Below are 14643 nucleotides of genomic sequence, written 5' to 3' on the forward strand. Positions count from 1 at the left end.
TACCGTCATGAATAGACAGACTTTGAAATAGGATTACCATATACTAATCTCAATCGTTGAAGCGGGCATCCACTTACGATAGCGGCCACTGCCGGGCAGGATGGAAGGGGTTGGGCATGGCGATTTATATCGATATTTTATTCCTGCGAGAGCTGCTCGTTGACGGCGCCGTTCTTTTGACGACCGCCTGGGCTTGCCATATAAGGCCCAAGCCTTGGCGCGTGCTTGCTGCTTCCGTCTTTGGAGCTAGTTATGTGGTGCTCATGTTATTCCCGCAATTGTCATTTTTGTTCACGTTAGGCGTAAAAATCGGCTTCTCCCTCATCATGATATGGATCACGTTCGGTTTTCATTCCTTGCAGCGTTTCATCCGAACGACGTTAGCGTTTTATGCCGTTAATTTCGTAGCCGCAGGCGCCGTTCTGGGACTCTATTATCTGTTTATGCAGGGTTCCGGCGAAGTATGGAGGACGGTAACGTTCTCGGGCGGCAGCGTCCATGCGGAGCTCAAACTCGGCATCTTTTATTTCGCCGCCGCATTTGTTATCGGAATCTACGTGTATCGGTCCGTGTTATCGCAGAAACGAGAGAAAGTCTTAATCGGCACGCAACTTGCTGATGTGACGATAAGGATCGGAGAAGCGGAATATGGCTGCACAGGGCTGATCGACACAGGCAACCAACTGTACGATCCGCTTACGAGAACGCCGGTCATGGTTATGGAGGCGTCACGATGGGAAGCAGAAATTCCGGCAGTGTGGATGAAAGGCATCCGCGATGCCCAGGTCGACCGGCTTATTGCCGGGCAAGATACGGAGCCGTTCCCGTGGCAGGACCGGATGCGGCTGGTGCCGTTCCGCGGCGTAAACAGGGGCTCGCAATTCATGTTGGCGGTCAAGCCGGATTCCGTCCAGATCATGAGGGAAGGGCAAATATTCGAAACAAGCAGAGTGCTAATCGGGTTGGACGGCGGCAAGCTGACAGCAGATGGGACCTATCAAGCGATAATCCATCCGTCAATGGTACAACAACCGTCACAAGGTTCCGCATAATTCATCAGGGGAGGGATGGGCCAGATGCTCGTCAAGTACAAACTCATTATGCAGTTATATTATTATCGAATTTTATTTTTATTCGGACTAAAAAGCGAAGAAATTTACTACATCGGCGGGAGCGAGGCGCTTCCGCCTCCATTGTCCCGCGAAGAAGAGGAGTACTTGCTCGAGAAGCTGCCATCCGGAGACTCGGCCATACGCGCGATGTTAATTGAACGCAATCTGCGTCTGGTCGTGTATATCGCCCGCAAGTTCGAAAATACCGGCATTCATATCGAGGATCTTGTCTCCATTGGCGCGATCGGTCTCATCAAGGCGGTCAACACGTTTGATCCGGAGAAAAAAATCAAGCTTGCCACTTACGCCTCGCGCTGTATCGAAAACGAAATATTGATGTATTTGCGCCGCAATAGCAAGACGAGAACGGAAGTATCATTCGATGAACCGCTTAACATTGATTGGGACGGCAACGAGCTGCTTTTGTCGGACGTGCTGGGGACGGAGAACGATACGATCTATCGCAATATCGAGGAACAAGTAGATCGCAAGCTTCTTCATAAGGCGCTCGATAAGCTGTCGGAGAGGGAGCGCATTATTATGGAGCTGCGATTCGGATTGGCCGATGGCGAGGAAAAGACGCAAAAGGATGTAGCCGACATGCTCGGCATTTCGCAATCCTATATTTCGCGGCTGGAGAAACGCATCATCAAACGACTCCGCAAAGAATTCAACAAAATGGTATAGAGGAAATAAAAAAGTCCACTTTTGATCACGAAGTTTTTCTTAGAAGCGTATTCGACGTCGAATATTGAATTCAGCCGAAACTTCCGTTCCTCACGTAGCTCTGCTACGCTCCGGTACTCAGTTTCTAGCTTCTTCCAATCTTCTCGGTGCTGAAAACTGAACTTTTTTATTCTTATTGCAAATTTAAAAAATGACCTTATAAAAAAAATACGCTTGTCGAAGGTTGTCGGGAGCAGGAATAAAATGAGGACCCAGGGAGATAATGAACATTAATGTTGCTCCTTGGGAGGTAATCACGTTGACCCGAAACAAAGTCGAGATCTGTGGAGTGGATACCGCTAAATTGCCTGTTCTGACCAATGTCGAGATGCGCGAGTTGTTCACGGCCTTGCAGACCAGGAACGAGTGGGCAGCAAGAGAGAAGCTGGTTAACGGCAATTTGCGGCTCGTGCTTAGCGTTATCCAACGATTTAACAACAGGGGAGAGTTTGTGGATGACCTGTTCCAGGTTGGCTGCATCGGACTCATGAAGGCGATTGATAATTTCGACCTTAGCCAAAACGTCAAGTTCTCGACGTATGCCGTGCCGATGATTATCGGCGAGATTCGGCGATACTTGCGCGACAACAACCCGATCCGGGTGTCCCGGAGTCTGAGGGATATAGCGTACAAAGCGCTTCAAGTGCGCGACAGCCTGACGAATAAAAATTCGCGGGAACCAACGATCTTCGAAATATCCGAGGCGCTGAACGTGCCCAAAGAAGATGTCGTTTTCGCCCTGGATGCCATCCAGGATCCTGTTTCGCTGTTCGAGCCGATCTACCACGACGGGGGAGATCCCATCTACGTGATGGATCAAATCAGCGATGATCGCAACAAGGACGTATCCTGGATCGAGGAGATTGCCTTGCGCGAGGCGATGCATAAGCTCAACGACAGGGAGAAAATGATTCTGTCGATGCGATTTTTCGAAGGAAAGACGCAGATGGAGGTGGCCGACGAGATCGGTATCTCCCAGGCGCAGGTGTCCAGACTGGAGAAATCGGCCATTCAGCAAATGCAGAAGCACGTCAAAACTTGAAGTTGAAGTGCAATACACTAACGCTATGAATGCGTAAGACCATACACGTCCTAGTCGTCCGACAGAAATCCTTTTCTCCGCTTCCGGCGGAGAAAAGGATTTTTTTATTTAGGAAATTATGCGACATTCCAGACAAGTAGGCGAACGAGCAGCGTTAGACTGTCCAAATGATGTCGGCGAGGATTGGTGAAGCAAGCTTCGGAATTCAATTGATCAAAAATTTCTAAGCGGCGGTTTGGTTGGGCTAAGTAGGCCAAACGTAAACGTTATCGTTATTTTCACTTAAGGCCGGACATATTAGGCGAATGGCTCATATACTATACAAAGGACGAAAATGACAGCACGGTCAGTGCAACAATTCCGCCGGAAGAGTGGTGAGCATAAATGAAAATATCGGATTTCCAAGCCAAAGATGTTATTAATATAGTGGACGGCAAAAAGCTGGGACATATAAGCGACCTGGAGCTTGATCTGCGACAGGGACGAATCGATTCCATCGTCGTGCCTCAGATTACGAAGGTATTCGGCTTCTTCGGCAATGGCGGCACGGAGGTCGTCATCCCTTGGCGCAACATTGTCAAGATAGGTGCGGACGTGGTGCTCGTCCGAATGGATGAAGCCAAGACTATTCGGGATGAAGAAGATGAGTTGCATGTGCGGACCTGAGCGTATACACTTGTAGAATACAAGTCGCTGCCCGGAGATGCGCAGCGCTTAACGACAGTTAGCAAGAGGTGATCCGCATGGAACCGTTTCAACGCAAAGATGGAACAGCGAAGGAACCTTCGCTTTTTTTGTTGTCTCAATGGATGGATGGCGCACCCGGACTTACGGCAGGATTTTCCGGAAGGGCGGGAGGCGTCAGCTCCGCACCCTGGAATAGCTTGAATATCGGGCTGCATGTAGGGGATAAGCAAGGCGATGTCATCGAAAATCGAAAATTACTGACGGAAGATATCGGTTGGCCGTTTGAAGCATGGACCTGTGCGGAGCAGATCCATGGAGCCGCCGTCCATCAGGTGCGCGAAGGAGATAGAGGCCGCGGACGATCGTCGATGAAAGATACCATCCAAGGCTGCGATGGAATCATGACGGATGTAGAGGGTATTCTGCTAACGTCTTTCTACGCCGATTGCGTCCCGTTGTACTTCTTTGATCCGGACCATCGGGCGGTAGCGCTTGCTCATGCGGGTTGGAGAGGGACGGTAGGAGGCATTGCCGCAGAGACCGTTCGTCGAATGTCTGAGGCATACGGCACACGTCCTGAGCGATTGATTGCCGCAATCGGTCCATCCATTGGCGAATGCTGTTATGAAGTAGACGGCCAGGTCATTGCCGAAGTCGAAGCTTTGATGAACCGGCTTGGATTAAGCGAGACTTTGGCCTTGACCTGCATGATTCCCGAGGCAAGCGGCAAAGCGAGACTGAACTTGAAAGAATTAAACCGACAGATTATGATAAAAGCAGGAATTTTGCCGACTCGTATCGAATTAAGCAAGTGGTGCACGGGATGCAGGGTTGATCTTTTCTTCTCCCACCGCATGGAAGGCGGCAAGACAGGCCGTATGGCCAGCTGGATCGGAATGGCAGAAAGGTGATTGTTCAAGATGACTATACAGGATCGCATACAACAGGTTGAGCGCAGAATAGAAGATGCATGCCTCCGTTCAGGACGTAAACGCGACGAAATCGGCGTTGTTGCAGTAACCAAATATGTATCGCTGGAGCGGACCAAAGAAGCTTACGAGAGCGGCCTTCGACATCTCGGGGAGAATCGTTGGCAAGACGCGGAAGCCAAGTGGCGCACGCTTAATGAAGAATCGCCAGTAGAAGATAGCCCGATCTGGCATTTCATCGGATCCTTGCAGAGCCGCAAGGCAAAGGATGTAGTGGGCAAATTTCATTTCATCCATTCCTTGGACAGGCTGTCACTGGCCGAGGCGATACATAAGCAAGCCGTAAAGTTGAATGTTATCGTATCTTGTTTCATTCAAGTGAACGTATCCGGCGAAGAGAGCAAACACGGAATCGAGCCGGCAGAACTGCAAGGTTTCTTAGGCGCTCTTAAGGAATATCCAACCATTAAACCCATTGGATTGATGACCATGGCTCCTTACGAGCTGGAAGCGGAAGCTGCCAGACCCGTATTCCGAAGCCTGCGGGAGTTAAGGGACGAGATGCTGGCAACAGGCGCGGCAGACGAGACCTTTTCGCAATTGTCCATGGGGATGTCCGGGGACTTCGAGGTAGCGATCGAGGAGGGTGCAACCTGGATCAGATTGGGTAGTATTCTAGTAGGAAAAGAGGAGGATGAGCTATGAGCGTGATGAACCGATTCATGAATTTTCTCGGTCTGCAAGAGGAAGAAGAAGTCGTGGAGAGAGAACGCGTCGCTCAGCAAGACGAGCAGGAACATGAAACCACAGCTTTCGAACAACGTAGAAACAACAGGAACAACTCCGCTGGCGCTGCTGGCAGCGGTTCCGCCAACAATGTCGTCAGCATTCACTCGCAGAAGAACGTGCGCGTCGTGCTTAGCGAGCCGCGCTCGTACGACGAAGCGCAAGAGATCGCCGATCATCTGCGCTCCCGCCGGGCGGTTATTGTGAATCTTCAGCGCGTTCGCAGCGATCTTGCGCTTCGCATTGTTGATTTCTTGAGCGGTACGGTATACGCTTTAAACGGTAGCATCTCGAAGCTTGGACCGAACATCTTCCTGTGTACGCCTGATTCGGTTGAAATTCAAGGAGCCATTACAGAAATGCTTGCTGAAGAGAACGATTACACTAAAATGAGGTGACCTTGAGTTGTTTGAACTACAAGTTATTAACTTTATTAGTCTCGCATTAAACATCTACAGCTATCTCATCATCGGTTATGTCTTGCTGTCATGGTTCCCGAATGCCCGGGAAAGCTTCATTGGACAATTTTTAGGGAAAATCGTGGAGCCTTACATCGGCATATTCCGCAGATTTATCCCGCCAATCGGCGGCGTGCTGGATCTGTCCCCGATCATCGCGCTTCTCGCTTTGAATTTCGTGCGGATGGGTCTGATTGCCGTCGTCGGATTCCTGTTCGGTATGGGCTAAGGCGATGAGTATGAAAGCAAGCATATATGAACATTTCCACCCGGAAGAGAAAACGTTCGTCGACCGGGCTGTGGAATGGGTCGAGCGGTCCGCACAGCTTCACGAGCTGAAGCGGACCGATTTTTTAGACCCGAGACAAGCGCAAATACTGTCCATGCTGGCAGGACGCAATGCCGATGTCACGATACGTCTGGAAGGCGGTTATCCCGAGGCAGAGCGCCGGCGAGCCCTCATAGCGCCCGACTACCGCAGCCTGGATGACGAGTCTGCGGCTATTGCCGTATTAGCCGTCCACGCGAGCGGGAACGGCCACCTGGAGCTGGATCATGGCGACTTCCTGGGGGCGCTGCTCGGGCTAGGCATTAAACGCGATCGAATAGGCGATATCCATGTCCACGAGAGCTTCGCCCACATTATCGTCACTGATGAAATCGCCGATTATTTGAATAACCATCTGCGCCAGGTTCACCGTTTAGCCGTTTTGACAGAGCTGCTTCCCATCGAGAAGCTGCAGGCGCTGCTCCCCAAGCTGGAGGAGATGAGCTTGACGGTCGCTTCCATGCGTCTGGACGGCATCGCAAGCGACGTCTACCGGATTAGCCGCTCGAAGATTGTGGATCCCATCAAAGCCGGGCGCTGCAGAGTGAACTGGAAAACGGAAGAGGATCCCTCCGAGCCTCTGAAGGAAGGCGACGTCGTGTCGTTCAAGGGACTCGGGCGGTTCAAGGTGCTCGAAGTCGACGGCGTAACCAAAAAAGGCCGAATCCGCTTAACGGTCGGCAAATTCGCATGAACTTCGAACGAACGTCCAGCAAGCTCGCCAAGCCAACGCGGGGTGCGCTTGCTCCGGCTACCGCCGAATCCAAAGAGAAAATCGATAGAACGGTCAAACACATGCTGTCGCATATGCGCGAGCCGTTAACGAGGGATTTCCTCGCATCCATAGCGGGACTGCAACAGGAGCACTATTCTCGTATTTTCAAGAAACATACGGGTTATAGTCCCCTGGAGTACTTGACCCGCATCCGGATCGAGGAGGCCAAACGGCTATTGCGTCATTCCGGCGAGTCCATCACCGAAGTGGCTCGCAAGGTCGGATTCGTCGATCCTTATCATTTCAGCCGCAGGTTCAAACAGATGGTAGGGGTTGCTCCGGCTTATTACGCGGAGCGGCGGGATCGCCGCGTCGTGGCTTCATACGGCTACGGTTATCTCGCAGCGTTAGGCGTGGTTCCCCTGGCTATCGATTGGAATGCTTTGGGGGCATGCCCGGTGCCGGCCGGCATGACGACGGGGCGGCTTCAAGCGGCCGGCGATCGGTTGTCCGTCCAAGATTTCGCGGCATGGAGCCCGGATGTCATTTTGGCCGCAAGCGATGATATCGAACAAGAAGTGATGGACATGGAATCTTGCGAGGTTATCGTGGCGGATCCCTTGCAGGATCCCATCTACAACCAACTGCCTTCAATTGCAGGCCGGCTTGAATTGCTTCCGGCAGCGGAAGAATGGATCGCGCGATACGAGCAACGAAGGGACCGACTGCGTACGCGTATTCGCTCCGCGATCGGCGATAGCCGGGTAGCGATACTGCGCATACGGGAGCAAGGGCTTCAGATGTACGGCATGCTGAACATGGGTTATCCCGTCTATCGCTCCCTAGGCGCCCAGCCTCCCGACAAAATCAAAATGCAGTCGGTCGTGAACGCTTATTTTCATTCCAGCGTCATCGATCCCGTCGAGCTTTCGTTCTATGGCGCGGATTATCTCTTCGTGATCCTGCAGCCGGATGACGGGGCTCAAGCGTTCTTCGAGACGTTGTCCCGCACGGAGGAGTGGAAGAGGTATTCCCCCGTGGCCAACGGCAAAGTATTCTGGTTGGACGTCGGGCGCTGGCTGTCGTTCGATCCCGTCTCGATCGCCGAGCAAATGGAGGAAGCCGCCAGGTTATTGTTGGGGGAAGGGCGTCACAAACATCCATCGGGCGCGCAATAACCGTCCATGGCTTGCATGGGCAATTCCGTATACACTGATGGTGATATTAATAATCATTATCATCAGGAGGTTCTTATGCAACGATCGCGGGGCAAGAGAAGGGGTTTAGGGGTTCTATTTATGTTAACGGCGGTCCTGATAATGTTGGCCGCATGCGGTTCGGAGAATTCGGGCAACGGGAACGAAGCGGCTACGCAAGCGCCAACGGCATCGGCGCAGCCGGAACCGAAGGCAACCGCCGAGGCATTGCCGGAGACGAAAAAAGTAACGGACGATCTTGGCCGGGAAGTCGAAGTGCCGGTACAGCCCACGGCGATCGTGGCGGGGGAGTTCGCAAGCGAACTGCTTGCCCTGGGGATCAAGCCGGTAGGTTCCGGAGACAACGGCTTCAAGATTGTGTACACGCAAGCGGAGATGGAAGGCGTGGAGCGCATCGGAGACCCGCCTAACCCGGAGACGGTCACGTTGCTCGCTCCGGATCTCGTCATCGCGCCTACCGTGTTCCTGGAAATCTATCCGGAACAAATGGAACAGATCGGCAAGATCGCCCCGATCTTCTATATCACCTTCGAGCAGGATCCCATCTACGATATTTTCGCGAAGATCGCGGATCTGGTAGGCAAGACGAAGGAAGCGAAGAAGTGGATCCAAGAATACGAAGCCGAGGCGGCAGCCGCCCGAGACAAGCTGCAGTCTTCCATCGGCGACGAGACCGTGACGATCTTCCGCGTGGAGAAGGGCAGACTACGCATCTACCTGAACCGGAACTTCGCGGGATATATGCTCAGAAGCGGTCTGCTGGCGAAAGCGCCGGAGGCGGTGGCCGCCGAGATCGAAGGAAATATATTCGCTTCGGCCAAGGAAATTTCGCTGGAGCTGCTGCCGGAATACGCGGGCGACCACATCTTCCTGATCGTGCGCGACGAAGGCGACGACAAGGCGGCTTTCGAGGAAATCGAGAAGTCCGGCCTATGGAGCAATCTGGACGCCGTCAAAAACGGCAACGTCCATCGGCTCGAGACGGACAAGTATTACGGTTCCGATATCGTGACCATTCGGGAGACGATGAAGGAAGCGCTGGGCATGCTGGCGCCATAGCGAAACGGGAAGGCTCCTTCGACAATCGGGGGAGCCTTCTTTATATTAGGAAGGAAGCCGCTTACGCTGGGAAGAATTGTCGAAATCATGGCTTTCGTACACAAATAGTTTTATGCGGCAGCAGGAAAAAGGGATAACGTTGTCGAATCCTACTCTTCAACAGGCTGGCGTATTGCAAACGGAGAATCCGTCGTCCGCCACGTAATAACTTCATACGAGGGGGTGCTCCAATGCCGTTATCGCCATTGGACATACATAATAAGGAATTTTCCCGCAGATTACGCGGATACGATGAAGACGAAGTGAATGAATTCCTTGATCAGGTCATTAAGGATTATGAATCCCTGATTCGCGAGAACAAGGAAATTCAGAACCAAATGCTTTCGCTGCAAGAGAGGCTGAACCACTTCTCCAATATCGAAGAAACCCTCAGCAAAACGATTATCGTCGCGCAGGAAGCGGCCGACGAGGTGCGCAACAATGCAAAGAAGGAAGCTCAGCTGATCATTAAGGAAGCCGAGAAGAATGCCGATCGCATCGTCAACGATTCGCTCAACAAGTCCCGCAAGGTCGCCCTGGAAGTGGAAGAACTGAAGAAGCAGGCGTCGATCTACCGCGCGCGGTTCCGCACGCTTGTGGAAGCGCAGCTAGAGCTGCTGTCGCAGGACGGCTGGGAGACGCTGGATTCGTCCAGCCGCGATTCGGAGCGCGAATTGTTGAGGGGTTAGGGGCTGGCTGGAGACAGCTTCGATGTTTGCATGAGAAATCTTGCGACAATATCGTTTGACATTCGTTCGAGAATTCGTTATAACTTAACTATTAAAGGCAACATAAGATGAATGTAACTTCCTTGACGAGAACAAGTACGTATCGGAATCATTCCACAGAGAGCCGGCGATTGCTGCAAGCCCGGCGTATGAGCCGTTACCGAATATCCTCTCCGAGAAGCGCCGCCTAACCTGCGAGAAGTGCAGCATTAAGCGTCGACGGCCAGTCCTCCGTTACAGGGACCGCGAATCGAAGTCGGGTTCGCAGACAAGGTGTCGCAGCCGCTGATCGTCGTCGGGATGATCGGAGAGTTCCTATGGTGGAGCTGTACAGGCTGCGGAACAAGGGTGGTATCGCGAGCAAACCTCGTCCCTTTACAGGGGCGGGGTTTATTTTATTTTTTGCCGACATATCAATTGAAGGAGCTGTTGAGTGATGCAACGCGTAGACGTTAAGGAACGCGCGCGCAGCCGCGAGCTGCGGGTACTGGCGCAATGGAAAGAAGAGGACACGTTCAGGAAATCGATCGAGAACAGGGCAGGCAAGCCGAATTTCGTCTTTTACGAGGGACCGCCGACAGCCAACGGAGCGCCGCATATCGGCCACGTCCTCGGACGGGTTATCAAGGACTTTATTTGCCGCTACAAGACGATGTCCGGATACCGTGTCGTGCGCAAAGCGGGTTGGGATACGCATGGCTTGCCTGTAGAGCTTGGCGTCGAGAAACAGCTTGGCATCTCCGGCAAGCAGGAAATCGAAAATTACGGCGTAGAAGCTTTTGTGAAAAAGTGCAAGGACAGCGTGTTCGAGTACGAGAAGCAATGGCGCGAATTGACGGAAGGCATCGCCTACTGGACGGATCTGGATAATCCATATATTACGCTGAAGAACGAATATATCGAGAGCGTGTGGCATATCTTGTCCACGATTCACAAAAAAGGGCTGCTGTACCGCGGCCATCGGGTAAGCCCGTATTGCCCTTGCTGTCAGACGACGCTGAGCTCGCATGAAGTCGCGCAAGGCTACGAGGACGTAAAGGATCTTAGCGCGACCGCGAAATTCAAGCTGCAGGATTCCGGCGAATTCATCCTGGCTTGGACGACGACGCCTTGGACTCTCCCGGCGAACGTAGCGCTTGCCGTAAACGCCGAGCTTGATTATGTTCGCGCGTCGAAGGACGGCGAGGTTTACATTGTGGCAGCCGCATTGGCGGAATCCGTCCTGAAGGAGAATTTCGAAATCCTGTCCACCGTGAAAGGCGCGGAACTGGTCGGCCGTTCTTACGAGCCGCCGTTCCGATACGTGCCCATCGAGAAAGGCCATATCGTTATTGCCGGCGACTTCGTCAGCGACACCAGCGGTACGGGCATTGTCCATATCGCGCCCGCGCACGGCGAAGACGACTACAAAGTCGCCCGCGCGAACGGCATCAGCATGCTGAGCGTCGTAAACAATGCCGGACGCTACGTAGACGAGGTAACGGATCTTGCGGGACGTTTCGTCAAGGATTGCGATGTCGACATCGTGAAGATGCTTAGCGAGAAGGGGCTGCTCTACTCCAAGGAGCGTTATGAGCACAGCTATCCGTTCTGCTGGCGATGCAAATCGCCGCTTCTGTATTATGCAACGGAGAGCTGGTTCATCGAGACGACGGCGGTCAAGGATCAGCTCATCGCGAACAACAGCAAGGTGGACTGGTACCCGGGCCATATCCGCGAAGGCCGTTTCGGCAAGTTTCTGGAGGATCTGGTCGATTGGAACATCAGCCGCAACCGTTACTGGGGCACGCCGCTTAACGTTTGGGTTTGCGAGGAGACAGGACAGCAGTATGCGCCGGACAGCATCGCGGATTTACGTGCCCGTGCGGTGGGTGAAGTGCCTGAGGATATTGAGCTTCATAAGCCGTATGTAGACGACATTCTGCTGAAGTCGCCGTTCGCGGAAGGCGCCGTTATGCGTCGTACGCCGGAAGTAATCGACGTCTGGTTCGACAGCGGCTCCATGCCGTTCGCCCAGCAGCATCATCCGTTCGGAGATGAAGCGACGTTCGAGGAGCAATATCCCGCGGACATCATTTGCGAAGGCATCGACCAGACGCGCGGCTGGTTCTTCAGCCTGTTGGCCGTATCCACGCTCTATAATGGCAAGGCGCCGTACAAGGCGGTTATCTCGACGGGACATATCCTGGACGAGAACGGACAGAAGATGTCCAAATCAAAGGGCAACGTTATCGATCCATGGGAGATCATCAACGAGTACGGAACGGACGCATTCCGTTGGGCGCTTCTGGCCGACAGCGCTCCTTGGAACAGCAAACGATTCTCGCGCGGCATTGTAGGCGAGGCGAAGTCCAAAGTTATAGACACGATCGTAAATACGCACGCGTTCTACGCCTTGTACGCAACAATTGACGGCTTTGATCCTGCGCAGCACAAATCAGGTAGATCGGACAACAAGCTCGACCGCTGGATTACGTCGAGGATGAACAGCCTGATTGCTCAAGTTTCCAAAGGCTTGGATAGCAACGACTTCCTGAATCCGGCCAAAGCGATCGAGAACTTCGTGGATGAGCTCAGCAACTGGTACATCCGCCGTTCGCGCGATCGGTTCTGGGGCAGCGGCCTCTCTGCCGATAAGATAGCTGCATATACGACGCTGCGCGACGTGCTGATGACGTTATCTCGTCTGATCGCCCCATACGCTCCGCTTCTCGCGGACGACGTGTACCGCAATCTCGGCGGCGAAGACAGCGTCCATCTGGCCGAGTTCCCGGCTGCGGATGAATCGCTGATCGATGCCGCGCTGGAACGGGATATGGACAGCGCGAAACAAATTGTCGAGCTTGCGCGGAATGTGCGGAACGAAACATCCATCAAGACGCGCCAGCCGTTATCCGAGTTGATCGTATCGCTGGATCGCGACTTCGCGATTGCCGAATACGAGGAAATCATCAAGGACGAAATCAACGTCAAGGCCATCACCGTTCAAACCTCGGACAGCGGCTTTGTTGATTTCACTTTGAAGCTGAATCTCAAGGTTGCCGGCAAGAAATACGGCAAATACGTAGGCCCTATCCAGGCATCCCTGAAAGCCATGACGCCAGACGATACACGCGCCGTTGTTAACGGAGGAGGCTACTCCTTCTCGACCGACGACGGGGTGTCGCTGGAAATCTCCATCGATGAGCTTCTTGTGGAGAAACAAGCGAAGTCGGGCTTCGCATCGGCATCGGACAGCGGCGTGACCGTCGCGCTAAATACCGATATTACGCCTGAGCTGGAGCAAGAGGGATGGGTTCGCGAGGTGATTCGCGCCGTTCAGGACACGCGGAAGAAGCTGGATCTGCCCATCGAGAAACGCATCGACCTTGTGCTGGACGCCGAGCCGACGCTTCAAGAGGCGCTTCGGACGTTCGAGAACGTGTTGAACGAAAACGTATTGCTTCAATCCTTATCCTTCGGGGTAACGGAAGGCATGGACCGAGTTTCCCTTGGCGATAAGGAAATTGGCATTTTCATCAAGGGTTAAGGTTATAGTATAAGAGTGAGAAGCCCGCTTGCCGCCATGCCGGCGGAGCGGGCTTTCCTTGTTCTGTAACGGAGGTGTAATGTTGCGATGCGAATGAAACGGGATAATTCGAAGTGGACGGACGACAAAGAAGCGAGGAAAGAGTCGAAGCAAGCGAAACACGAAACCCAGTCTGCCGTGCACGAGCCTAAGGACCTCACCGTGCTTCAAAGATCGCTAGAAGCCGTCGACAAGAGGCTGGAGAACGTGGCCACCAATATGGAACGTACCCATATTGCGGAGTACGTCGATCTGCTCAACAAGCCCTTAAAGCTAATCTGGCGCAACCTGCTTGCCGGAACGGCAAGAGGCATCGGTATCGCAATTGGCTTTACTTTCTTTGCTGCCACGATTTTGTATGTGCTTCGAATTCTCGGTGCGCTCAACCTGCCCATCATCGGCGATTATATTGCGGATATCGTGAAGATCGTACAGATTCAGCTGGAGGGCAAACAATATTAATTGAAGCGTACTTACGAATAAGAGTTAATTCTCATCGAATTGATCATCGTATTGCAAGTCGGAATCGCCTTCGTTGCTATGCATGTACCGGTCGTATTCCCGATTGCGCACGATCGAGACGTGACGGCCGGTAATGTCTGTTGCCACAAAGCTTTCGAGCGGCTCCACGAAGCCGTCGTTCTCGTCCGCTTCTATGCCTACGTGGTCGTAATCGGCGACGTCCCGGTTCTCTGACATGGCAGGCGAATCCGCATTGCCGAAGCGCTCTACGATCTGCCAGGCATCCTCGCCATCGAAGCCGTTATATTCATGTTCGTCGAGGCTGCTTCTGCCGAACGGAGGCTTTAGAAATATTTCCTCGACGGGACGATTATCGCTCACGATGTTTCGCGGTGCATGATCGATGCAGTAGAGGGTGTCAGGTGCGGCATCGAGACGCTCGAACGGTATATCCTTGCCGCATGCGACGCAAGTTCCGTAGCTGCCCTTGTCCATGGCGTCGAGGGCAGCTTCGATTCGTCTAAGGTGCAACTCCTCTTGCTCCAGAAGCGCAATGTCCTTTTCGCGTTCATACAGCTCGGATGCGACATCTCCGGGATGATTGTCGATAGGCGAGAGCTCGCCTGTAGAATCGCGCAAAGCTTCGGACAGTCCATCATGTTCGTTCTGCTCTAACCGTGATTCGATATCGGCTTGGTCATCCGTTAATCTGCTTCTGAGCAGGTCGCGTTGCGATTTCGATAATGAGTTCATGGAATGGGGCACCATCCTTTGTTGATCAATCTTC

The 14643-nt window shown here is 53.0% G+C and carries 15 protein-coding genes and 1 other annotated feature; of the genes, 14 read left to right on the forward strand and 1 reads right to left on the reverse strand.

The window, feature by feature from the left end; translation table 11 throughout:
• The first annotated feature begins 116 nt into the window (after positions 1–116).
• The 14 genes from spoIIGA (at position 117) to B1748_RS09745 (ending at position 13856) form a co-directional block, all read left to right on the forward strand.
• On the forward strand, positions 117–1052 hold the full coding sequence (gene spoIIGA / locus B1748_RS09680) for a sigma-E processing peptidase SpoIIGA (RefSeq protein WP_087567694.1): 936 nt from the start codon (positions 117–119) through the stop codon (positions 1050–1052).
• Positions 1053–1076: 24 nt separating this feature from the next.
• The gene (sigE, locus tag B1748_RS09685; protein ID WP_087567695.1) at positions 1077–1799 is read left to right on the forward strand and encodes an RNA polymerase sporulation sigma factor SigE; all 723 of its coding nucleotides are present in this window, start codon (positions 1077–1079) and stop codon (positions 1797–1799) included.
• Positions 1800–2097: 298 nt separating this feature from the next.
• On the forward strand, positions 2098–2880 hold the full coding sequence (gene sigG / locus B1748_RS09690; RefSeq protein WP_087567858.1) for an RNA polymerase sporulation sigma factor SigG: 783 nt from the start codon (positions 2098–2100) through the stop codon (positions 2878–2880).
• A 384-nt stretch (positions 2881–3264) separates the two neighbouring features.
• Positions 3265–3546, forward strand: coding sequence for a YlmC/YmxH family sporulation protein (locus B1748_RS09695; RefSeq protein WP_087567696.1), 282 nt, complete (start codon positions 3265–3267; stop codon positions 3544–3546).
• 77 nt (positions 3547–3623) lie between these two features.
• Positions 3624–4478 carry a peptidoglycan editing factor PgeF gene (gene pgeF / locus B1748_RS09700; RefSeq protein ID WP_087567697.1) on the forward strand — a complete coding sequence of 285 codons (855 nt, stop codon included), beginning with the start codon at positions 3624–3626 and terminating at the stop codon, positions 4476–4478.
• A 9-nt stretch (positions 4479–4487) separates the two neighbouring features.
• Positions 4488–5201 (forward strand): YggS family pyridoxal phosphate-dependent enzyme, encoded by a 714-nt coding sequence (locus B1748_RS09705; RefSeq protein WP_087567698.1) that lies wholly within the window; start codon positions 4488–4490, stop codon positions 5199–5201.
• Entirely contained in the window at positions 5198–5680 is a 483-nt protein-coding gene (locus B1748_RS09710) for a cell division protein SepF (RefSeq protein ID WP_087567699.1), read from the forward strand. The genes B1748_RS09705 and B1748_RS09710 overlap by 4 nt, the downstream gene beginning before the upstream one ends.
• Positions 5681–5687: 7 nt before the next feature.
• A complete protein-coding gene (locus tag B1748_RS09715; protein WP_087567700.1) occupies positions 5688–5969 on the forward strand; it encodes a YggT family protein in 282 nt (93 codons plus the stop codon).
• Between the two features lie 10 nt (positions 5970–5979).
• Entirely contained in the window at positions 5980–6762 is a 783-nt protein-coding gene (locus tag B1748_RS09720; protein ID WP_087567701.1) for a YlmH family RNA-binding protein, read from the forward strand.
• Complete coding sequence (locus B1748_RS09725) at positions 6759–7961, forward strand: helix-turn-helix domain-containing protein (protein ID WP_087567702.1); 1203 nt, start codon at positions 6759–6761, stop codon at positions 7959–7961. Before B1748_RS09720 ends, B1748_RS09725 begins: the two co-directional genes overlap by 4 nt.
• Before the next feature lie 120 nt (positions 7962–8081).
• Positions 8082–9059 carry an ABC transporter substrate-binding protein gene (locus B1748_RS09730; protein ID WP_087567703.1) on the forward strand — a complete coding sequence of 326 codons (978 nt, stop codon included), beginning with the start codon at positions 8082–8084 and terminating at the stop codon, positions 9057–9059.
• A 230-nt stretch (positions 9060–9289) separates the two neighbouring features.
• Positions 9290–9787 (forward strand): DivIVA domain-containing protein, encoded by a 498-nt coding sequence (locus B1748_RS09735; protein WP_087567704.1) that lies wholly within the window; start codon positions 9290–9292, stop codon positions 9785–9787.
• Positions 9788–9900: 113 nt separating this feature from the next.
• Positions 9901–10204, forward strand: a binding site (T-box leader).
• A gap of 58 nt (positions 10205–10262) precedes the next feature.
• Positions 10263–13355, forward strand: coding sequence for an isoleucine--tRNA ligase (gene ileS / locus B1748_RS09740; protein ID WP_087567705.1), 3093 nt, complete (start codon positions 10263–10265; stop codon positions 13353–13355).
• Between the two features lie 87 nt (positions 13356–13442).
• Positions 13443–13856 carry a DUF5665 domain-containing protein gene (locus tag B1748_RS09745; RefSeq protein ID WP_306299320.1) on the forward strand — a complete coding sequence of 138 codons (414 nt, stop codon included), beginning with the start codon at positions 13443–13445 and terminating at the stop codon, positions 13854–13856.
• Positions 13857–13880: 24 nt separating this feature from the next.
• Here the strand turns inward: B1748_RS09745 and B1748_RS09750 are convergent, their stop codons facing one another.
• Positions 13881–14609, reverse strand: a complete 729-nt coding sequence (locus tag B1748_RS09750; RefSeq protein WP_087567860.1) for a TraR/DksA C4-type zinc finger protein — start codon at positions 14607–14609, stop codon at positions 13881–13883.
• Between the last annotated feature and the right edge of the window lie 34 nt (positions 14610–14643).

The sequence above is a fragment of the Paenibacillus sp. MY03 genome (genome assembly GCF_002165585.1).
Lineage (GTDB): Bacteria > Bacillota > Bacilli > Paenibacillales > Paenibacillaceae > Pristimantibacillus > Pristimantibacillus agaridevorans.